Source organism: Pseudomonas frederiksbergensis (assembly GCF_035751725.1).
In the GTDB taxonomy this organism is placed as follows: Bacteria; Pseudomonadota; Gammaproteobacteria; order Pseudomonadales; family Pseudomonadaceae; genus Aquipseudomonas; species Aquipseudomonas frederiksbergensis_A.
Window position 1 is genome coordinate 5434963 of sequence record NZ_CP142104.1, and the last position, 21865, is coordinate 5456827.

The 21865-nt window shown below is 61.6% G+C and carries 18 protein-coding genes; 12 read left to right on the plus strand and 6 right to left on the minus strand.

The window, feature by feature from the left end; translation table 11 throughout:
• The first annotated feature begins 5 nt into the window (after nucleotides 1-5).
• The 3 genes from VQ575_RS24495 (at nucleotide 6) to rarD (ending at nucleotide 4015) form a co-directional block, all read left to right on the plus strand.
• Nucleotides 6-1901 carry a PhoX family protein gene (locus VQ575_RS24495; RefSeq protein WP_039590684.1) on the plus strand — a complete coding sequence of 632 codons (1896 nt, stop codon included), beginning with the start codon at nucleotides 6-8 and terminating at the stop codon, nucleotides 1899-1901.
• A 117-nt stretch (nucleotides 1902-2018) separates the two neighbouring features.
• Nucleotides 2019-2993 carry a serine/threonine protein kinase gene (locus VQ575_RS24500; RefSeq protein ID WP_039590683.1) on the plus strand — a complete coding sequence of 325 codons (975 nt, stop codon included), beginning with the start codon at nucleotides 2019-2021 and terminating at the stop codon, nucleotides 2991-2993.
• A 134-nt stretch (nucleotides 2994-3127) separates the two neighbouring features.
• Nucleotides 3128-4015: an EamA family transporter RarD gene (gene rarD / locus VQ575_RS24505; protein ID WP_039590681.1), complete on the plus strand. Its 888-nt coding sequence runs from the start codon at nucleotides 3128-3130 to the stop codon at nucleotides 4013-4015.
• Between the two features lie 217 nt (nucleotides 4016-4232).
• Here the strand turns inward: rarD and VQ575_RS24510 are convergent, their stop codons facing one another.
• On the minus strand, nucleotides 4233-4751 hold the full coding sequence (locus VQ575_RS24510; RefSeq protein WP_039590680.1) for a glycine cleavage system transcriptional repressor: 519 nt from the start codon (nucleotides 4749-4751) through the stop codon (nucleotides 4233-4235).
• A 439-nt stretch (nucleotides 4752-5190) separates the two neighbouring features.
• Here VQ575_RS24510 and VQ575_RS24515 point away from each other — a divergent pair, with 439 nt between their 5' ends.
• On the plus strand, nucleotides 5191-7368 hold the full coding sequence (locus VQ575_RS24515; protein ID WP_325918589.1) for a malate synthase G: 2178 nt from the start codon (nucleotides 5191-5193) through the stop codon (nucleotides 7366-7368).
• A gap of 193 nt (nucleotides 7369-7561) precedes the next feature.
• On the opposite strand, the gene VQ575_RS24520 is transcribed toward VQ575_RS24515, so the two are convergent.
• Complete coding sequence (locus VQ575_RS24520; RefSeq protein WP_039590678.1) at nucleotides 7562-8008, minus strand: response regulator; 447 nt, start codon at nucleotides 8006-8008, stop codon at nucleotides 7562-7564.
• A gap of 253 nt (nucleotides 8009-8261) precedes the next feature.
• Between VQ575_RS24520 and VQ575_RS24525 the strand changes: the two genes are divergently transcribed.
• From VQ575_RS24525 to VQ575_RS24560, 8 genes are all read left to right on the plus strand, one after another.
• Complete coding sequence (locus VQ575_RS24525) at nucleotides 8262-10202, plus strand: putative nucleotidyltransferase substrate binding domain-containing protein (RefSeq protein ID WP_039590676.1); 1941 nt, start codon at nucleotides 8262-8264, stop codon at nucleotides 10200-10202.
• Nucleotides 10199-10906 carry a 3'-5' exonuclease gene (locus VQ575_RS24530; RefSeq protein WP_325918590.1) on the plus strand — a complete coding sequence of 236 codons (708 nt, stop codon included), beginning with the start codon at nucleotides 10199-10201 and terminating at the stop codon, nucleotides 10904-10906. The genes VQ575_RS24525 and VQ575_RS24530 overlap by 4 nt, the downstream gene beginning before the upstream one ends.
• Before the next feature lie 139 nt (nucleotides 10907-11045).
• Complete coding sequence (locus VQ575_RS24535; protein WP_039590672.1) at nucleotides 11046-11564, plus strand: RNA polymerase sigma factor; 519 nt, start codon at nucleotides 11046-11048, stop codon at nucleotides 11562-11564.
• Nucleotides 11561-12541, plus strand: coding sequence for a FecR family protein (locus VQ575_RS24540; RefSeq protein WP_325918592.1), 981 nt, complete (start codon nucleotides 11561-11563; stop codon nucleotides 12539-12541). The genes VQ575_RS24535 and VQ575_RS24540 overlap by 4 nt, the downstream gene beginning before the upstream one ends.
• Before the next feature lie 178 nt (nucleotides 12542-12719).
• A complete protein-coding gene (locus VQ575_RS24545; RefSeq protein ID WP_325918593.1) occupies nucleotides 12720-15158 on the plus strand; it encodes a TonB-dependent siderophore receptor in 2439 nt (812 codons plus the stop codon).
• Nucleotides 15159-15394: 236 nt separating this feature from the next.
• Entirely contained in the window at nucleotides 15395-16525 is a 1131-nt protein-coding gene (locus VQ575_RS24550) for a PepSY-associated TM helix domain-containing protein (RefSeq protein ID WP_039590666.1), read from the plus strand.
• Nucleotides 16522-16701 carry a hypothetical protein gene (locus VQ575_RS24555; protein ID WP_039590664.1) on the plus strand — a complete coding sequence of 60 codons (180 nt, stop codon included), beginning with the start codon at nucleotides 16522-16524 and terminating at the stop codon, nucleotides 16699-16701. The genes VQ575_RS24550 and VQ575_RS24555 overlap by 4 nt, the downstream gene beginning before the upstream one ends.
• A 98-nt stretch (nucleotides 16702-16799) precedes the next feature.
• A complete protein-coding gene (locus VQ575_RS24560) occupies nucleotides 16800-17429 on the plus strand; it encodes a glutathione S-transferase (protein ID WP_039590662.1) in 630 nt (209 codons plus the stop codon).
• A 194-nt stretch (nucleotides 17430-17623) separates the two neighbouring features.
• Here the strand turns inward: VQ575_RS24560 and creD are convergent, their stop codons facing one another.
• The 4 genes from creD to rloA2 form a co-directional block, all read right to left on the minus strand.
• Nucleotides 17624-18997, minus strand: a complete 1374-nt coding sequence (creD, locus tag VQ575_RS24565; RefSeq protein ID WP_045157146.1) for a cell envelope integrity protein CreD — start codon at nucleotides 18995-18997, stop codon at nucleotides 17624-17626.
• A 169-nt stretch (nucleotides 18998-19166) separates the two neighbouring features.
• Nucleotides 19167-20585 (minus strand): two-component system sensor histidine kinase CreC, encoded by a 1419-nt coding sequence (gene creC / locus VQ575_RS24570; RefSeq protein ID WP_045157147.1) that lies wholly within the window; start codon nucleotides 20583-20585, stop codon nucleotides 19167-19169.
• Complete coding sequence (gene creB, locus VQ575_RS24575; RefSeq protein ID WP_039590659.1) at nucleotides 20585-21265, minus strand: two-component system response regulator CreB; 681 nt, start codon at nucleotides 21263-21265, stop codon at nucleotides 20585-20587. The genes creC and creB overlap by 1 nt, the downstream gene beginning before the upstream one ends.
• Nucleotides 21266-21334: 69 nt before the next feature.
• Complete coding sequence (rloA2, locus tag VQ575_RS24580) at nucleotides 21335-21841, minus strand: retropepsin-like aspartic peptidase RloA2 (RefSeq protein ID WP_039590658.1); 507 nt, start codon at nucleotides 21839-21841, stop codon at nucleotides 21335-21337.
• Nucleotides 21842-21865: the final 24 nt, after the last annotated feature.

Below are 21865 nucleotides of genomic sequence, written 5' to 3' on the forward strand. Positions count from 1 at the left end.
TGATGATGAGCCTATTAGAAGAAAACCAATCCACCGACCTGGAAAAGATCGTCGGCCTGAGCCGTCGCAGTTTCATCGGCGCTGGCGCCTTGTGCGGCGCGGCGATGTTCCTGGGCGGCAACCTGCTGAGCCGCAGCGTCATGGCGGCCGCCGTGAGTGAAGGCAACAAAAGCATGCTGGGCTTCAACAGCATTGCTGCCTCCACCGCCGACACCATCACCTTGCCGCCAGGCTACAAAGCCTCGGTGCTGATCAGTTGGGGCCAGCCACTGAAGAAAAATGCACCGGCGTTCGACCCCAGCGGCAATGGCACCGCCCGTGCTCAAGAAATGCAGTTTGGCGACAACAACGACGGCATGAGCCTGTTCGAATTCCCCGGCGACAAAAACCGGGCGCTGTTGGCGATCAACAACGAATACACCAACTACCAATACCTGTTCCCTCACGGCGGCCAACCGCAATCGGCCGAAGACGTGCGCAAGGCCCAGGCCAGCGAAGGCGTGTCGGTGATCGAAATCCAACGCCGTCGCGGCCAGTGGCAGTTCGTCCAGGACTCGCGTTACAACCGCCGGATCCATGGCAACACGCCGATTCGCCTGCGTGGCCCGGCCGCCGGGCACGACTTGCTGAAAACCAGTGCCGACAAGAGTGGCAAGAAAGTGCTCGGCACTTTCCAGAACTGTGCCAACGGCATGACCCCGTGGGGCACCTACCTGACCTGCGAAGAAAACTTTACTGACTGCTTCGGCAGCAGCAAGGCGGACCTGCAATTCGACGCGGCACAGAAACGCTATGGCGCCACCGTCGCCAGCAGTGAAATCAACTGGCACTTGCACGACCCGCGTTTTGACCTGGCGAAGAACCCCAACGAACTCAACCGCCACGGCTGGGTGGTGGAAATCGACCCGTTCGATCCAGAATCCACGCCGGTCAAACGCACCGCCCTGGGCCGTTTCAAGCATGAAAACGCGGCCCTGGCGCAGACCAATGACGGTCGCGCTGTGGTGTACATGGGCGACGACGAACGTGGCGAGTTCATCTACAAGTTCGTCAGCCGCGAGCGCATCAACCATCGCAATGCCAAGGCCAACCGCAACCTGCTGGACCACGGCACGCTGTACGTAGCGCGCTTCGATGCCGGCGACGGCAACCCGGACCATCCCAAGGGCAAAGGCCAGTGGATCGAACTGACCCATGGCAAGAACGGCATCGACGCCAGCAGCGGTTTCGCTGATCAGGCCGAGGTGTTGATCCATGCACGCCTGGCCGCCACGGCCGTGGGCGCCACACGCATGGACCGTCCGGAGTGGATCGTGGTCAGCCCCAAGGACGGCCAGGTCTATTGCACCCTGACCAATAACTCCAAGCGCGGCGAAGCTGGCCAGCCGGTGGATGGGCCGAACCCTCGGGCCAAGAACGTCTACGGGCAGATCCTGCGCTGGCGCACCGACCGCGACGACCACGCTTCCAAGACCTTCGACTGGGACCTGTTCGTGGTCGCCGGCAACCCGACGGTACACGCCGGCACGCCGAAAGCCGGATCGTCCAACATCAACCCGCAGAACATGTTCAACAGCCCCGATGGCCTGGGCTTCGACAAGGCCGGGCGGTTGTGGATCCAGACCGACGGAGACTCGAGCAACGCGGGCGACTTCGCGGGCATGGGCAACAACCAGATGCTTTGCGCCGACCCCAACAGTGGCGAAATCCGTCGCTTCATGGTCGGGCCGGTAGGCTGCGAAGTGACCGGCATCAGCTTCGCGCCGGACTACAAGACCCTGTTCGTCGGCATCCAGCATCCCAGCGGTGGCTCGACCTTCCCTGAGCACCTGCCCAACGGCAAGCCGCGCTCCTCGGTGATGGTGATCACCCGGGAAGACGGCGGGGTCATCGGCGCCTGACGCTTCGTGGCGAGGGAGCAAGCTCCCTCGCCACGAAGTCTCAACGATCAATCCTGACTGCTTTGCGCTACCATGCTGGGCCGGACGCGGCAGCCCTGCCGCTGCGCAGGAGTCAGCATGTCCCATCCGTTCGAAACCCTCACGCCCGACCTGGTCCTGGATGCCGTTGAAAGCATCGGCTTTCTCAGCGACGCCCGGGTGTTGGCCCTCAACAGCTACGAGAACCGTGTCTATCAGGTGGGCATCGAAGATGCCGAGCCGCTGATCGCCAAGTTTTATCGTCCGCAGCGCTGGACCAACGAAGCCATCCTGGAAGAGCACCGCTTTACCTTCGAACTGGCCGATCACGAAGTGCCCGTGGTGGCGCCGCTGATCCACAACGGTGCCAGCCTGCATGAGCATGCCGGGTTTCGTTTCACCCTGTTTCCCCGACGAGGTGGCCGGGCACCGGAGCCAGGCAATCTCGATCAGCTCTATCGCCTGGGCCAACTGCTCGGGCGCTTGCATGCGATCGGAGCCACCCGACCGTTCGAGCACCGTGAAGCACTGGGGGTGAAGAATTTCGGACATGACTCGCTGGAAACGGTGTTGAACAGCGGTTTCGTCCCCACCAGCCTGCTACCGGCCTACGAGTCGGTGGCCAGGGATCTGCTCAAGCGTGTCGAAGATGCCTACGCCGCCACGCCACATCGGAACATTCGCATGCACGGTGATTGCCATCCCGGAAACATGATGTGCCGGGACGAGGTGTTCCACATCGTCGACCTGGACGATTGCCGCATGGGCCCGGCGGTTCAGGATTTGTGGATGATGCTCGCGGGTGATCGCCAGGAGTGCCTGGGGCAGCTATCGGAATTGATGGACGGTTATCAGGAATTCCATGACTTCGACCCGCGCGAGCTGGCGCTGATCGAACCCCTGCGCGCCCTGCGCCTGATGCATTACAGCGCCTGGCTGGCGAGGCGTTGGGATGACCCGGCGTTTCCCCGCAGCTTCCCGTGGTTTGGCAGCGAGCGTTATTGGGGCGACCAGGTGCTGGCTCTGCGCGAGCAACTGGCGGCGCTGAATGAAGAGCCGTTGAAGCTGTTCTGACCGGACTGCATTCCAACAGTAACTGAAACCTGTGTGGGCCTGCGGTGGAACTACTTCCCAGCAAGGTTCACAGCAAAACTGGACAAATCTCCTTACAATCACTCTTTTGTTAGCTGCCTAAGCAAGGACTCTGCATGCAAGCCGCCAACCCGCGTCGCGGGTACATCCTGGGCCTGAGTGCCTACATCATCTGGGGTCTGTTCCCGATCTATTTCAAAGCCATCGCCAGCGTCCCGTCGGTGGAAATCATCATCCACCGAGTGCTCTGGTCCGCCCTGTTCGGCGCGGCCTTGCTGATGGTCTGGAAACACCCGGGCTGGTGGCGCGAGCTGCGGGACAATCCGCGGCGCCTGGCGATCCTGGCCCTGAGCGGCACGCTGATCGCTGCCAACTGGCTGACCTATGTCTGGGCTGTGAACAACGGGCGAATGCTCGAAGCCAGCCTGGGTTACTACATCAATCCGCTGGTCAACGTGTTGCTGGGCATGTTGATCCTCGGTGAACGGCTGCGGCGCATGCAATGGCTGGCGGTAGGATTGGCGGCGGTCGGCGTGGCCCAGCAGGTCTGGCAAGTGGGCAGCCTGCCGTGGGTGTCGCTGATGCTGGCACTGACTTTTGGCTTCTACGGGCTGATCCGCAAGCAAGCGCCGGTCAAGGCCTTGCCCGGGCTGGTGGTGGAAACCTGGATGCTGGTGCCGATCGCCATCGCCTGGCTGCTCTTCAACCCGACCGCCACCAGCGCCCAAGCCGCATTCTGGACCACTTCCGAAGCGTGGTGGCTGGTGGCGGCCGGTCCGGTAACACTGGTGCCACTGGTGTGCTTCAACGCCGCGGCGCGACACTTGCCGTACACCACGTTGGGTTTCTTGCAGTACATCGCCCCGACCCTCGTGCTGCTGCTCGCTGTGCTGCTGTTCGATGAACACTTGTCCTCCAGCACCCTGGTGGCATTCCTCTTCATCTGGGCCGGCCTGGCGGTGTACAGCATAGATGCCATGGTCGGCATGCGCCGCCGCGGCTGATCAAAAAACGCACACATCTCTACAGGCCACGCCTAGCGTGGCCTGCGCCAATCGCTCCCAAGGTTATCCACAGCGTGATCCCCGCCGTTTGTGCACAAGCCATTGAAAACTGGTGATTTTTTGACCATGACCCGCTAAGGCCCGACCGGCCTGGGCTGGCGACGGGTCTCTACAGGTTATCCACAGGCAGGCACAGTTTTTCCTTGGATAACCCGCGTCATGTCTCGTCGCTGAGTTTCAACTCGACCATCAATTCATCAGCCAGGTTTTCCAGGCATTCCTGCAATGTGTCCAACGAAAGGGTCAACGGCACGCCAAGGATCGCCTCGGCATGAAACAGCTGCTCGCTGCTCATGGGCGCGGGTCGGACGTGAGTGATCAAGCGCTCGACGTTCACACCCTGCTCGCTTAGCAGGCGAGTGATATCGCGCACGATACCCGGACGGTCATTGCCCACCAGTTCCATGGCGATAGGTTTCCAGGTGCAGGACTCTTCGATCGCATTCTCAGCGATCAACACACGAATGCCTTGGGCCGAAAGGCCTTGGAGGGCTTCGATCAACTCCTCATGGGACTCGGCCGGAACGCTGAGACGCAGGATTCCAGCAAACTGCCCGGCGAGTTGAGACATGCGGCCCTCCAGCCAGTTTCCGCCATGCTCGGCGATGCATTGGGCGATTCGCTCGACCTGCCCAGGTTTATCGGGGGCGAAAATGGTGATGACGAGATGGTCCATGACGCAGCCCTGTAATGGATGGAACAGACAGTATAGGCAAGGCTGCACGGCACGGAGGCGGAGCCACATTCGAGTTAATGTGTACAGTTGTTGAGATTTATCTGGAACAATCCATCTGTTTTTTGAGAACATCCCGTTCCGCGCTGTGACTGTACTGCTTTAGTCGGTCGCGGAACGACGCAATTAGTCTAATTTTCACAAGCGCAACTGATCATGTAGTATGCCGCAGAGCGCACTACATAACGGTAGCGCATGCTGTTTTACCGATGTCTGCCCAGGCAGGTCGCATCCCTGTAAAGCCCCGTCAGCAAGGCTTGATCACCCAGCCGCCAGCGATGGCATGTACTGGTCCAGGGGTTTGTGGTTTAAATGTCCCGAGGCTTCATTGTCAAAATCGAAGAGCTGAAAAGCGAAATAGCTGAGCAGAGTGAGGCAAGCAATGACTGAACACGTTCAAGTCGGTGGCCTGCAGGTCGCCAAAGTCCTGTTCGACTTCGTGAATAACGAAGCCATTCCCGGAACCGGCCTCACCGCCGACGCATTCTGGGCCGGTGCCGACAAGGTCATCCATGACCTGGCGCCGAAGAACAAAGCCCTACTCGCCAAACGCGACGACTTCCAGGCACGGATCGACGCCTGGCACCAGGCCCGTGCCGGCCAGGCCCACGATGCCGTGGCTTACAAAGCCTTCCTGCAAGACATTGGATACCTGCTGCCAGAAGCGGCGGACTTCCAGGCCACGACCCAAAACGTCGATGACGAAATCGCCCGCATGGCCGGCCCGCAACTGGTGGTGCCGGTGATGAACGCCCGCTTCGCCCTCAACGCCTCCAATGCCCGCTGGGGTTCGTTGTACGACGCGTTGTACGGCACCGATGCCATCAGCGAAGCCGACGGCGCGGAAAAAGGCAAAGGCTACAACAAGGTCCGTGGCGACAAGGTCATCGCCTTCGCCCGCGCCTTCCTCGACGAAGCCGCGCCGCTGGCGGCCGGCTCCCACGTGGACTCCACGGCCTACAAAATCGTCGACGGCAAGCTGGTGGTCACCCTCAAGGGCGGCAGCAACAGCGGCCTGCGTGACGATGCCCAGTTGATCGGCTTCCAGGGCGATGCCTCGGCACCGACCACCGTACTGTTGAAACACAACGGCCTGCACTTCGAAATCCAGATCGATGCCAGCACCCCGGTCGGCCAGACCGACGCCGCCGGTGTCAAAGACATCCTGATGGAAGCCGCGCTGACCACCATCATGGACTGCGAAGACTCGGTCGCCGCCGTCGATGCCGATGACAAAGTGGTGATCTACCGCAACTGGCTCGGCCTGATGAAAGGCGACCTGGCTGAAAAAGTCGCCAAGGGCGGCCAGACATTCACCCGCACCATGAATCCTGACCGCGTCTACACCGCCGTCGACGGTTCGAGCGTGACCCTGCACGGCCGCTCACTGCTGTTCGTGCGTAACGTTGGCCACCTGATGACCATCGATGCGATCCTGGACAAGGACGGCAACGAGGTGCCGGAAGGCATTCTCGACGGCCTGATTACCAGCCTCGCGGCGATCCACAGCCTCAACGGCAACACCAGCCGTCGCAACAGCCGCACCGGCTCGGTGTACATCGTCAAGCCGAAGATGCACGGCCCGGAAGAAGCCGCGTTCACCAACGAGCTGTTCGGTCGCGTCGAAGACGTGCTGAACCTGCCGCGCAACACCCTCAAGGTCGGGATCATGGACGAGGAGCGCCGCACCACGGTCAACCTCAAGGCCTGCATCAAGGCCGCCAGCGAGCGCGTGGTGTTCATCAACACAGGCTTCCTCGACCGTACCGGTGACGAGATCCACACGTCCATGGAAGCCGGCCCGATGGTGCGCAAGGCGGACATGAAAGCCGAGAAGTGGATCGGCGCGTATGAAAACTGGAACGTCGACATCGGCCTGAGCACAGGCCTGCAAGGCCGCGCGCAAATCGGCAAGGGCATGTGGGCGATGCCGGACCTGATGGCGGCGATGCTGGAGCAGAAGATCGCTCACCCGATGGCCGGCGCCAACACCGCCTGGGTGCCGTCACCGACTGCCGCGGCGCTGCACGCGCTGCATTACCACAAGGTCGATGTGTTCGCCCGCCAAGCCGAACTGGCCAAGCGCGCCCGCGCGTCGGTGGACGACATCCTGAGCATCCCTCTGGCGGTCAACCCAAACTGGACGCCGGAGCAAATCAAGAACGAACTGGACAACAACGCCCAGGGCATTCTCGGCTACGTGGTGCGCTGGATCGACCAGGGCGTCGGCTGCTCCAAGGTTCCGGACATCAACGACATCGGCTTGATGGAAGACCGTGCGACGCTGCGTATCTCCAGCCAGCACATCGCCAACTGGCTGCGCCACGGCATCGTCACCCAGGAGCAGGTGATGGAAAGCCTCAAGCGCATGGCACCGGTGGTGGATCGCCAGAACGCCAGCGACCCGCTGTACCGCCCTCTGGCACCGGACTTCGACAGCAACATCGCCTTCCAGGCGGCGGTCGAACTGGTGATCGAAGGCACGAAGCAGCCGAACGGCTACACCGAGCCAGTACTGCACCGCCGCCGTCGCGAGTTCAAGGCAGCCAATGGGTTGTGATTGAGCGGTAGACAGCACCACGAAAAAAGCCCTGGTCGAAAGACCAGGGCTTTTTCATTTGCAATATCCGACTGCTTTTGTGGCTTGGGAGCTTGCTCCCGCTGGGGTGCGCAGCAGCCCTTCTTTCCGCTATTTCGAAACCTCACCAGCGGACTTGCGACTGCTGAGCAGTCGAGCAGGAGCAAAAAGCGGCCTAAAGGTCCATCCCCAACTCATGCTTGACCAACCCCAGCAGCTTATCGGTATCGATCGGCTTGAGCAGGAAATCCACTACGCTCAGGTGCATGGCTTCGATGGCGTCCTTCACGTCGGCGTCACCCGATACGATGATGATCGGCAGCGCGGCACGCTCGGACTCACGCACCAGGCGAACCAGCTCCAGGCCATCGACATGCCCCATGCGCAAATCGGTAATCAGTAGGCCGATCGACGGCTTGGTTTCCAGCATCTTGAGCGCCGTTTCGCCACTGGCGGCGGTCATGCAGTGAATCCCGTCCAATGCCAGGATTTCCGACAACAGCTCACGAGCGTCCTTGTCATCGTCGACGATCAGGACGCGCTGCGGCGGCAGGTCAGGTTCCAGCATGACGGCACTCAGCGCCTCGCGCTCGGCGTCACTCAAAATATCGTGGTCGGACATGATGCTCTCTAAAGTTCTTGAATCGATCCCCTGGCACAGTGGTCAGACATCGTTCTGCGGCGCTTCAATGTGCACTTCGTCGGATTTTTTTCCAAGGGCCTTCCAAGAAGAATTTTCCGAGGCTAGGCGTAGGATATTTCTGTAGTTCCGGCCTTGTTGCGCCGACCTAGACTTACGTCCAATGGGCACTCCACGTTCAGAGGCCGACCATGGCGAAGAGATCCGACCACAACAATTCGAAAAAGATTGCGCAATGGTTATGAAAAAAGCGGACGCCTTCATCCAGGCAGGGAAAACCGCGGTGTTGCAGAACATCCAGGGGACGTTGCAATTCCTCCAGCGCTTCCCCCCGTTCAACCAAATGGAAAACGCCCACCTGGCCTATCTGGTGGAGCAATGCCTGCTGCGCTTCTATGGGCCGGGTGAAACGATCATCAAGCCGGCCGACGGCCCGGTAGAGCACTTCTATATCGTCAAGCAGGGCCGCGTGGTGGGCGAGCGCCCCCATTCGGCGAAGGGCGGCACCGAGACCACCTTTGAAATCACCACCGGCGAATGCTTTCCCCTCGCCGCCCTGCTGGGGGAGCGAGCTACCCGCACGGAGCACCGGGCCGGTGAAGATACGTTCTGCCTGCAATTGAACAAAGTGGCGTTCATCAAGCTGTTTGCCTTGTCCGGGCCGTTTCGCGACTTTGCCTTGCGCGGCGTCAGCAGCCTGCTCGACCAGGTCAACCAGCAAGTGCAGCAGAAATCCGCCCAGACGTTGGGTACGCAGTATTCGCTCAACACCCGCCTGGGCGAACTGGCGATGCGTCATCCGGTCAGTTGCTCCCCTGAAACGCCGTTGCGCGAAGCCGTCAAGCTGATGCACGAGCAACAGGTCGGCAGCATCGTGGTGGTGAATGAGCAGAAAGCGCCGTTAGGGATTTTCACCCTGCGCGACCTGCGGCACGTCGTGGCCGATGGTACTGGGGATTTTTCCGAGCCAATTGCGATGCACATGACCCAGGCGCCGTTTTTCCTTTCGCCGGACCACAGCGCCTTCGATGCCGCCATTGCCATGACCGAGCGCCACATCGCCCATGTCTGCCTGGTCAAGGAGCATCGCCTGTGTGGTGTTGTCTCGGAGCGGGATCTGTTTTCCCTGCAACGCGTGGACCTGGTGCACCTGGCGCGGACAATTCGCAATGCGCCACGGGTGGAAAACCTGGTCACCCTGCGCGGGGAAATCGGCCAATTGGTGGAGCGCATGCTGGCCCACGGCGCGTCGTCGACCCAGATCACCCATATCATCACCCTGCTCAACGACCACACCGTCTGCCGTGTCATCGAACTGACCCTGGCCGACAAGGGAGACCCGGGCGTGCCGTTCAGTTGGCTGTGTTTCGGCAGCGAAGGCCGCCGCGAGCAGACCCTGCACACCGACCAGGACAACGGCATCCTGTTCGAAGCCCGGGACGCCGCCCACGCTGCACAGATCCGAGGCCTGCTGCTGCCCATCGCCCAACAGATCAACCAGAGCCTGGCCCTGTGCGGCTTCACGTTGTGCAAAGGCAACATCATGGCCGGCAACCCCGAACTGTGCCTGTCCCGTGCCGAATGGGCGCGGCGCTTTGCGGCCTTCATCCGCGAGGCGACGCCGGAAAACCTGCTGGGCTCAAGCATCTATTTCGACCTTCGGGTGGTCTGGGGGGACGAGCAAGGCTGCGAGCAACTGCGCCAACAGATTCTCGATCAAGTGGCCGACAATCGCTTGTTCCAGCGCATGATGGCCGAGAACGCCCTTCGCCATCGCCCGCCCGTTGGGCGTTTCAGGGATTTCGTGCTCAGCCGCAAGAACGGCGAAAAAGCCACGCTCGACCTGAAAGTCCAAGGGCTGACGCCTTTCGTGGACGGGGCGCGTTTGTTGGCCCTGGCCAATGGCATCGAAGCCAACAACACCCTCGAACGCCTGCGACAACTGGTTGTCAAGGAAGTCATCGAACCGCTGGATGGCGCGGCTTATGAAGAGGCCTATCACTTCATCCAGCAGACCCGGATGCAACAACATCAGTTGCAGACCCGGGAAAACCTGCCTTACTCCAACCGAGTCGACCCGGACAGCCTCAACCACCTCGACCGGCGGATCCTGCGCGAGTCCCTGCGCCAGGCCCAACGCCTGCAAAGCAGCCTGACGTTGAGGTATCAACTGTGAGCCTGTTTTCCTGGCTGCGCCCGATCCAGCCGACGTTGCCCGAGGCTTTGCAACAACGCCTGGAAGCCCTGCCCGTAGCGGCCCAACTGACTGAATGCAGCCTGCGGGAACAGCGTTGGGTCGTGGTCGACCTGGAAACCACCGGCCTGAACCTGAACAAAGACCAAGTGTTGTCCATCGGTGCAGTGGTCATAGAAGACGGCGCCATCGACTTCAGTCAGCAGTTCGAGCGGACCTTGCAATGCGACAAGCAAAAGCTCGGGCCGAGCGTGTTGATCCATGGCCTGGCGCCAAGCGCCATCGCCGCCGGCAGCGACCCGGCCGAGGCCCTGTTGGCGTTCATGGAATTTGTCGGCGACAGCCCGCTGCTGGCGTTCCATGCGCCTTTCGACAGCCAAATGCTCGGACGAGCATTGAAGGAATACCTGGGCTATCGCTTGCAGCATCCCTTCCTCGACGTAGCCGACCTCGCTCCGATGCTTTGCCCCCAGGCCCATATCCGCCAGGCGGGCCTGGACGACTGGATCGACTGGTTCAAGTTGCAAGTCTTCGACCGCCACAACGCCAGCGCCGACGCCCTGGCCACCGCGGAACTGGCGCTGATCCTGTTCAGCCGCGCCCGCCAGAAGGACATCCACAGTCCGCTGGATTTGCAACAACGCCTCGGGCATTGGAAACGGCGGCAGCAGGCGCCTTCGCTTTAATCCAAGCCCCGAGCACTCGGGGCTCGCTCCCTCGGAAGTATTGAGTTACTGGTCCCCGACCAGCGCCAATTGCTTTCCTTCCCCCGCCTCTGCCACAATCGCGAACAATTCTCGTTACTTAAAACATCGGTGATGCTTCGTGTCGTCAGTCCCCAGTCCCCACAGTGACCTGGTTGGTGCGTTGTACCGTGACCATCGCGGCTGGCTATTGGCATGGCTACGGCGCAACGTGGCCTGTGCGCAACGGGCCGAGGACCTTAGCCAGGACACTTTCGTGCGGCTGCTGGGTCGCGAGGAGTTAAAGGCGCCCCGCGAGCCCCGGGCGTTCCTGGTGGCGATCGCCAAGGGGCTGTTGTTCGATTACTTCCGTCGGGCCGCCTTGGAGCAGGCCTACCTCACCGAGCTGATGCTGGTCCCTGCAGACGAACAGCCGTCGGTGGAAGCGCAACAACTGATTCTCGAAGACCTGAAGAACATCGATCGCCTGCTTGGAAAGTTGTCCAGCAAGGCCCGGGCAGCCTTCCTCTATAACCGCCTCGACGGCCTCGGCCACGCTGAAATCGCCGAGCGCCTGGGGGTTTCAGTCCCGCGGGTACGGCAATACCTGGCCCAAGGCATGCGGCAATGCTACATCGCGCTTTATGGTGAACCGACATGAGTGCGGCGCTTGGCAAACCGGTCTCGGCCCGCGTCCTGGACGCGGCCATCGCCTGGCAACTGTCCCTGGACTCTGGCTGCGGCGGTCCTCACGAGCGCGAAGCCTTCGCCCAATGGCACGCCGCCGATGAGGAACACGCCCGCGCCTGGCAACAACTGGGCATGCTCGACCAGCGCTTCAGCATCGCCAGCGGACCTGCCCGGGCCGCGTTGCTGCAATCAAAGGCCAGCATTCGTCGACGGGTGCGCAAGGTCGGCAGCGGCCTGGCCAGTATCGTCGCGGTCATCGGCCTGGCGCTGTTCGCTGGCGATCGTTACCTGCCGCTGGATTATTGGCTGGCCGACCAGCGCACCGCCACGGGCGAACAGCGCACGTTGCGCCTGGCGGACGGGACTTTGATCAACCTCAACACCCACAGCGCGCTGGACGTGCGTTTCGACGACAAGCAGCGGCGTATCGTCCTGCAGGAAGGCGAGATCCTGGTGGAAACCGGCCACAACGATCCGCGCCCTTTTATCGTCGAGACGCGCGAAGGCAGCATGCGCGCCTTGGGCACGCGTTTCCTGGTCAAGCTAGAAGATCAGGGCACACGCTTGAGCGTATTGAAATCCGCAGTGGCGGCGCATCCGCAGCGCAGCGATGAAGAACAGATCCTGCGGGAAGGCCAGCAAGTGCTGATGCGCCGGGATGGACTCGGGCCGACCTTGGCCTTGAACCCCGGCGCCGATGCCTGGACCCGCGGCATGCTGGTGGTGGATAACGCGCGCCTTGAAGACCTGGTCCGAGAGCTGGGACGCTACCGGCGTGGTTATCTGGGCGTCGAGCCCCAAGTGGCCGACTTGCGGATTACCGGCAGCTTTCCATTGCACGACACCGACCTGGCACTGGCCGCCCTTCTGCCGACCTTGCCGGTGCAGGTCGAACATCGCACGCGCTGGTGGGTGATGGTGGGGCCTCGGGCTGAAGCCAAGCCCTGAAGCATATTGTTGTCAATGATGGCCTCATTGCGAGCTTGCTTGCGATGGGGCCATTCGCCCCACCACAAAGCCACCGGCCGCAATCTGAATCTAAATTATTTTCATCAAGCCCTATCACATTTCGGATTTCATCCGGCACACAGGCAATTGAGAAATATTTCCATTCAGGAGCCGCCGTATGTCCCGCCCGCTTGAGACCCTGTTGCGCCCCAGCCTGTTGGCCGTTGCCATTGCCCTGGCTACTCCGTTGGCCTGCGGTCCGTTGCTTGCCGCCGAACAGGCATCCGCCGTTCGCGTCTACGATCTGCCCGCCGCACCATTGGCCGGCACCCTGAACCAGATCGCCAGCCAGGCAGGTCTCGCCCTGAGCCTGAATCCGTCCCTGGCGTCGGGCAAGACCTCGGCCCCGGTCCAAGGCCAATTCGATGCCACTGGTGCGTTGCGTGAAGCCTTGCGCGGCACCGGCCTGCAACTGGAGCAAAGCAGCGCCGGCACCTACAGCCTGGTGGCCGTGCCCGAAGGTGTGATGGTCCTGCCGGAAACCAGCGTGATCGGCGCGGGCGTCAGCGAAACCGCGTGGGGGCCGACCGATGGCTACGCGGTCACCCGCACCGCCGCCGGCACCAAGACCGATACGCCGATCGTCGAGCTGCCCCGCTCGGTCTCGGTGGTCACGCGCCAGCAGATGGAAGACCGCTCGGTGCTCAACCTCAATGACGCGCTGCGCTACACCGCCGGCGTGCAGAGCAGCGGCTACGGTTCAGACTCCCGCAACGACTGGCTGCTGGTGCGCGGCTTCGTACCCACTCAATTCCTTGATGGCCTGCCGCTGCCCAAGGGCAACTACGTCACGCCGAAAATCGAGCCCTGGAACCTCGAACGCATCGCCGTGCTTCGCGGCCCGGCCTCCTCGGTCTACGGCCAGACGCCACCCGGCGGCATGCTCGACATGGTCAGCCGCCGTCCACAGGCTGAAAGCAGCAATGAAGTTGAATTGCAGGCAGGCAGCAACGAACACAAGCAGATCAACTTCGACAGCACCGGCAAGGTCGATGACGAAGGCCAGTTCCTGTACCGACTCAGCGGCACCGTGCGCGACAGTAACGCCCAGGTCGATCACATCCCCGACAAGCGCTACAACATCGCCCCCAGCGTGACCTGGAATATCAACGACGACACCCGCCTGACCTTCCTGTCGCAATACACCCGCGACGACACCGGCATCACCGGGCAATTCCTGCCGCTGCAAGGCACCAAGCTGTCTTCGCCAGCGGGCAAGATTTCCCATCACAAGAACCTGGGTGATCCGGACTGGGAATTCTACGACCGCACCTACTACGCACTCGGTTACGCGTTTGAGCACCGTCTGAACGACACCTGGCAGTTCCGCCAGAACCTGCGCTATACCAAGAGCGACCTGGAAACCCAAGGCATCTCCGCCGGCGGCCAATTCTGGCCGGATGGCCCGGATCAATCGGTGGACGCCAACGGCAACGTCAAGCGCAGCGCCAGCGTCATCGACGAGGACATCAGCCAGTTCGCCGTGGATAACAATTTCCAGGCCGACTTCCAGACCGGCGTTCTGAGCCACACGCTGCTGCTGGGCCTGGATCACCAGCGCTCCAACAGCAACTCGCGCTGGGATTGGGGTTCGACGGGCGTGCCGACCAGCAACATCAACAACCCGACCTACGGACAGGATTTTTCCAACGTCCAGTACTTCACGATGTACGACTACAACCAGAAGACCAACCAGACCGGCCTGTACTTCCAGGACCAGATCGCCTTGGACAACTGGCGCCTGACCCTCGGCGGCCGTGAGGACTGGATCCACACCGGCACCGTGTTCCACAACCAGAACGACGCGACCAACACCCAGCGCGACAAAAAATTCAGCGGCAACGCCGCATTGAGCTACGTGTTCGATAACGGGGTGACGCCGTATATCTCCTTCGCCCAGTCGTTCCAGGCGGCGGCAGGTTCAACCGTCAACAGCACCGAAGCGTTCAAGCCCACCGAAGGCGAACAGTACGAAGCCGGTATCAAGTATCAACCGCCCGGCACCAAGACCTTGCTCACCGCTGCGGTGTTCGACCTGACCCAGAAAAACAACTCCGTCACCGAAAACAACGTCACCCGCCAAGTCGGTGAAGTCCAAGTCCGCGGCCTGGAGCTGGAAGCGTCCGGAAATGTCACCGATAACCTGAAACTCGTCGGCTCCTACACCTACACCGACAGCGAAATCACCAAAGGCACCGCCGCCGAAGAAGGCAAGCGCATGGCCCAGGTGCCGCGCAACCAGGCCACCGCATGGGCCGACTACACCTGGCACAACGGCCCCCTGGACGGGTTCGGCGTGGGGGCCGGCGTGCGCTATGTCGGCGACACCTATGGCAACACCACCAATACCGATTGGGGCCACGTCAGTTCCTACACCGTGTACGACGCCTCGGCCCATTACGACCTGGGCCGCCTGAACAAAACGCTCAAGGGCGTCACGGTGGCCGTGGATGCGAAGAACATCTTCAACAAGGACTACCTGTCCACCTGCGATGGCTTCTATTGCTACTACGGCGACCAACGCAACGTCGTCGCCAGCGTGAATTACAAATGGTAAACGGTTAGCATTTGCGCAAACCTATTGAGGGTGCTCAGTTGGCAAGGCTGTTCAAGTAAGGAAAAACCATGGCGAGGGAGCTTGCTCCCGCTGGGCCGGGCCGACGCTTCGGGCGTTGCAGCCCCAAAAGCTTGGGATCGCTGCGCAATCCAGCGGGAGCACGCTCCCTCGCCACAATGGCTATCCCCAATGAACAGCGATATAGCCCCAGTGCCCCTCTCGCATTCGGATCGATCATGAAAAGCAAAACCATCCGCCGCTGGTCCTTCGTCCACACCTGGACCAGCCTGATCTGCACGGTGTTCCTGCTGATGCTGGCGATCACCGGGCTGCCGTTGATTTTCCATCATGAAATCGAGCACCTGCTGGGCGATGCGCCAGAGCTGCGGGAAATGCCGGCCGGCACGCCGCCGCTGGACCTTGCGCAGCTGGTGGAAAAAGCCAAGGCCCATCGTCCGGGCGAGGTGGTCCAGTATTTTGGCTGGGACGAGGACGACCCCAACGGCATCATCACCATCATGGCGCCGACGCCGGGCACCGAACCCAATTCCTCCCACACGTTCATGCTCGATGCGCGCACCGGCGAAGCTCTGGAAATGCCCTCGGCCAACGGCGGTTTCATGATGGTCATGCTGCGCCTGCACGTCGACATGTTCGCCGGTTTGCCGGGCAAATTGCTGCTGGCGTTCATGGGTTTCCTGTTCGTGATCGCCATCGTCTCCGGCGTGGTGTTGTACTTGCCATTCATGCGCCGCTTGAAGTTCGCCACGGTGCGCCAGGACAAATCCACGCGGCTGCGCTGGCTCGACCTGCACAACCTGATCGGCGTGGTCACGCTGGTGTGGGCATTGACCGTCGGCGTTACCGGTGTGATCGCCGCTTGCGCCGACCTGATCATCGCCGCATGGCGCAACGACAGTCTCAGCGCCATGGTCGAGCCCTATCGCAACGCGCCGCCATTGACCGAACTGGCGCCGGCAACCCGCTTGCTGGACATCGCCAAGGACGTCGCGCCAGGCATGGAACCAAGCTTCATCGCATTCCCTGGCACGCTGTTCTCCAGCGAACACCATTACAGCGTGTTCATGAAAGGCAGCACCCATCTGACTTCTCATCTGCTGACACCGGTGCTGATCGACGCCAGCACCCTGGACGTTACCGCCGTGGCCGAACGGCCGTGGTACATGGACATGATGAGCCTGTCCCTGCCCTTGCATTTCGGCGATTACGGTGGCCGGCCGATGCAGATTTTCTGGGCGACCCTGGACATCCTGACCATCATCGTCCTGGGCAGTGGTGTTTATCTGTGGGTCGTTCGGCGTAAGGCCGCCAAGCGCGCAACCGTCGGCGCGGAGGTCGCTCCGTGAGGCCTCGGCAGTCGAGTTTCTGGAAGGTGTTTGGTATTCCCGTGGTCATTGGCGCGTTGAGCGCGGCGGGGCTGTTTTCGGCGTTGTTGGGCGATGGCGCGTGGGATGCGGTGAGTTGGGTTGGATTGGGAATCCCGACGGTGCTGGGGACCTGGGGCTTGGTCAAGCGAGGATAGCCCCAGCCACGCTAGGGTTCACCACTCAACCGAGCACTCGCCAGCCGTCCCGCAACTGACTAGTCTAAGCCCTGCCCGCCCAATCGAGGATGCCCCGCATGTCCACACCCAGCATGACCCTGTTCCATAACCCTGCTTCGCCTTTCGTCCGCAAGGTCCTGGTGCTGCTGCACGAAACCGGCCAGCAGGACCGCGTGGCGCTGCAACTGAGTCAACTTACGCCGGTCAAGCCGGACCGGGCGCTGATCGATGACAACCCCTTGAGCAAGATCCCGGCCCTGCGGCTGGCCAACGGGACGGTGATCCATGACAGCCGCGTCATCCTCGACTACCTCGATCACCAGCACGTCGGCAATCCGCTGATCCCACGTGAGGGCGCGGCTCGCTGGCGGCGCTTGACCCTGGCCTCGCTCGCCGACGGGATCATGGACGCGGCGGTGATGATCCGCTATGAGACCGCGCTACGTCCTGCGGAAAAACACTGGGCCGAATGGCTCGATGCGCAACGGGACAAGATTCGTCGCGCCGTGGGCATGCTCGAAGCCGAGGCGATTGCCGAACTGGCCAGCCATTTCGACGTCGCCTCCATCAGCGTCGCCTGCGCCCTGGGTTACCTGGACCTGCGCCATCCCGACCTGGAATGGCGCAAGGCCAATCCCCAATTGGCGAAGTGGTTTGCCGAGGTGAGCTTGCGGCCTTCAATGGTCGAGACGGTGCCCAGGGTTTAGTTCTGTATTGGCTGCACCGACCTCTTCGCGAGCAAGCCCGCTTCTACAATCACTGCGCAATACCTGTAGGAGCGGACTTGCTCCGGACGGCGTCCGACGAATGGGCCAGCTCGGTTTCGAAGCAAACAACCCAGCAATCAGCGCCACCAACCGCTCCCCTTCACGCTGGTCCTCCCGCAACCCCAACAACCGACTCATTTCACCTCTCCCAGATCAAAGCTCATCGCCGCCGCAGGCTTCGCGCCCACCCCGTACCAGTCCAGCTTGCGGGTCAGCACCATGAACACGCCGAGCAGGCCGAACAGCAACAGCGAGCCCATCAACAGCGCATAGTCTTCAGCACTCAGCAGGCCATAGAGCAAGCCGTACAACCCCGCCAACCCGGCTGAAAACCCCAGGCCGTGGCTGACGCTGCGCAGCACGTGGCAGACATAAAAACCGATCAACACCACGCAGGCACCGGCCGACGCCAGGTACGCCAGGGTGAAGCCGATGTGTTCCGACAACGACAACAGCAGCAAGTAGAAGAAGGCCAGGGCCACGCCCACCAGTGCGTATTGGACCGGGTGCACCGCCAGGCTCTTGAGCACTTCGAAGAGGAAGAACCCGGCGAAGGTCAGCGCGATGAACAGCAGCGCATATTTGATCGCCCGATCGCTCTTGAGGTATTGGTCCACCGGATCGACAAAACTTACGCCGAATGCACGACTGCGGAACGCTTCGCAGCCATCCCTGGGCTCGCACGCTTGCAGCGTTTCCAAGAGGTTGGTGGAGAAAAACGAGGTCTGCCAATCGGCACTGAAGCCCTGTTCATTGATTTCGCGATCGACCGGCAGGTAGTTGCCGATGAAGCTGGGGTGCGGCCAGTCGGCGGACAAGTGCACCTTGGTGGACTTGCCCACCGGCAGGATCTGCAGCTCACCGGTGCCTTGCAGGCGCAGGTCGAAACCGAAGGTCAGTTCCGGGCTGCCTTGGGCAGTGATCATCGGCAGCGGCACATGTACGCCCTGCCCCAGCCAGCCAAGCCGTGAGCCGGGAAGAAAATCGACGGTCTGCTGGTTCAGCGTCAGGGTCAACGCATTCTCGATGCCGCGAATGTCGCTGATGCCGACGCTCAGGTACGGCTCGTCAAAGCGATAGTCGGCAAAGTCCTTCGCCGCGACGCCGTAGCGCTCCGGCACCTTGAAGCGCCCGTCGATTCGATTGTCGGCGTGGAACAAGCGCGCTTCGTAGATCCCTCGGGCGCGGGTTTCGGTGCGGACCTGGCCGTCGAGTTCGAATTGCTCCGGCAAGAAGTACAACTCGCCACTTCGTTCGACGGTTTCCAGGAAACGCACGCCCGTCTTTTCGTTGGTATTCCAGACCTTCACGTCCTTGCGAAACGGCACGACGATCATCGGCCCGATCAGTTGCTGGCTGTGGCTGGAGCTGCGGGCAATGTCCTGCAGCACCCCGTCGCGCAGTTCCTGGCGTTCATCGATAAGGCCGCTGATCATCAACAGCGGGATCATCAGCAAGAGGATCAAGAGGGCAATCATGCCCAGTTTTATAGCGAGACTGCGGTTCATGTGAGGCTCTCCCTGTTCGAATGGGGAAGAGTCTGGCGTGGCTGTGTGGGAGGTTTATGGGCGGAATGTGGAGATTGTGTGGAGATGGCGGCCCTTCGCGAGCAATCCCGCTTGCACACTTGTGCTGACCTGTGGGAACGGGCTTGCTCGCGAAGGCCGCGCCTCGGTCTCAAGGCAACCGCAGCACCACTTCCACGCCACCTTCGACATTGCCGATGCTGAACGCCCCGCCATGCAACTGCACCACTTCCTCGACGAAGTTCAGCCCAAGGCCGGTGCTCTTGCGTCCGGTGCCTGGGCGCGGCAGTGAGTAAAAGCGCTCGCTCAGGCGCGGCAAGGCATAGTCGGGAATCGGCTCGGCCTGGTTGAACAGGCGGATTTCGACGAGGTTGCCGAGGCGCTCGGCGCTGATGCGCAGCAATCCTCCGGCGGGCGTGAAGTCCAAGGCGTTTTCCAACAGGTTGCCCAACGCCTGGCGCAGCAAGAACGCCTCTCCCGTCAGCGTCAGGTCAGGCGCCATGTGCCGCTCGATCCGCAACTGACGATGTTCGATCCAGCCGCCGCGTGCCTCCAGCAGCTCTTCCATCATCGCCACCACCGGCACCGTCACTACGTCTTCCAGGCCTTGGCGCTGCTCGACTTGCGCCAGGTTGAGCAAACGCTCGATCAACTGCTGCATCCGCACGCTTTCGCTGTCGATGTTGCTGACGAAACGCTGGCGCTGGGCGGTGGGCATGTCGCTCTGCAGCAGCTCGGCGGCGCCGCGGATCGCGGCCAGCGGACTTTTGAGCTCATGGGTCAGGGTGTGCACATAACGCTCGACGTACGCCTTGCCCTCAAGCTGGGTGCGCATGTGCTCCACCGCACCCGCTAATTGCTCGAATTCGCCACCGCGATAATGAGGCACTTCCACCCGACGGCCCTGGCTGACCGCCTGGGCATAAGCCGTCAAGCGCCGCAATGCCGCGCTCAGCCACCATGAAAGCAGCGCGCCCAATAACAGGCCCAGCCCGATCAGACCGGCTCCGTAGGCGAGCAAACGCCGCTCCGTGCGGTCGATGTAAGGCTGCAACGAGCTGTTGGGCTTGGCCACCGTCACCACGCCGATGATTCGTCCGTTGTCGCGGATCGGCGCCCCGACGTGCATCACCGAAGAGGCCGGGTCGTCTGGATCGCTGCGGGTCGAGCGGGCGCCGTAGTGGCCGCGCAGGGTCAGGTAGACGTCGTTCCAGCGCGAATAATCCTGGCCCACCGCCACGCCACTCGAGTCCAGCACCACAATCCCTTTGGCATCGGTGACGTAGATGCGATGGCTGACCTGGTTTTTCGGCAGGCCCCAGATCGTCGCCGCCGGCTGGCGCTCGCCATAGGATTCGAGCAACTGCGGCCACCGGTTCTGGCTAAGCGTCCCGGCCTTGAAATCGTCCCGCAGGATCTCGGCCATCAGGTTGGCCGTATCCACCAGGGTCTCCTCGGTGGACTGGCGCACACCGGGGCGGATTTCCTCCATGACCGTGTTGAGCACGAAATACCCGGCCAAGCCAATAAACAGCACATAGGCAAGGAAGATGCGAATACCCAGGGACATCAACTATGCCCCGGGCTGTAGCTGTAGCCGAGGCCGCGGTGGGTCTGGATCGGCTCGGCCTCGGCCCGGACCAGGCGCAACTTGGCGCGCAGGCTCTTGATGTGACTGTCGACAGTGCGCTCGTAACCGGCGTCGCTGGCTACGCCGAGGGCATCGAGCAACTGTTCGCGGCTGAAGACCCGTTCGGGCTGCTCAAGCAAACAGTTCAACAACCGGAATTCGTGGCGAGTGAGGTTCAGCGGTTTGCCGCGGTAGCTGATCTGCACGCGATCATGGTCGACCTGGAACAACGCCGTGCCTGTCTCGGCGATCGGTCGCGGCGCCACTCGCTTGAGGATGGCGCGGACCCTGGCGGCCACTTCGCGCGGACTGAAGGGCTTGACCACATAATCGTCGGCGCCAATCTCCAGGCCTACCACCCGATCGATCTCGCCATCCCGAGCTGTAAGAAAAATGACCGGAACGTCGCTGAAACGTCTGATATTTTTACACGTCTCAAAACCGCTGATATCCGGCAGGCCTACATCGAGGATGATCAAGTCCGCAGGGGTATTTTTCTGGTGCTCAAGGGCAGCTGCGCCAAGGCTCAGCCAAGTGGTGTCAAAGCCCTCGCCCTGCAGCGCGAATACCAGCGTATCGGCGATGGCGGCTTCGTCTTCGACAATCAGAATATGAGGCATGGCGTCCGAGCCCGACAGGAAAGTTGCCGGAACGGTGCCCCAAGCCTCGGGGCGCGTCAATCGCGCAAATCAACAGTTCGGTTTATCTGCCGTAAACCGCCGCGCCGGGTTCACCGCTGCCTTGAACTCGCGCAAGGCCTTGGCGCCGATCAGCAGCGGGTAGTTGAAACTGCTGCGGTCGGTCAGGTTGACCTCCACGGTGCGCTTGACGTTACCCAGGCACATTTCCAGCTCCACCACCGGACGCTTGCTGGGCGCGATCTTTTCATCGTCGTCCTCGTCCTCTTCGGAACGGGTCTTGATCTTGCTGATGCGGGCGATCTTATGCTCGTAGATCTTGTTGCTCGCGTCTTTGGTCGCCAGGCGGAACCGCACCCAATCATCGCCGTCACGGGTAAACGTTTCGATGTCCTTGGCCGACAGCGAAGCGGTCAGCGCACCCGTATCCATTTTCGCCTTGAGCACTTCGCCGCCCATTTCCGGCAGCGCGATGTATTCATAGCGCCCGTACAACGTGGGTTCGGCGGCCAACACCGGAAAGGCCACCAGGGAAAGCAGGGCTAGAACGGATTTCATGTAGGAAGCTTCCATTGTGGGAGT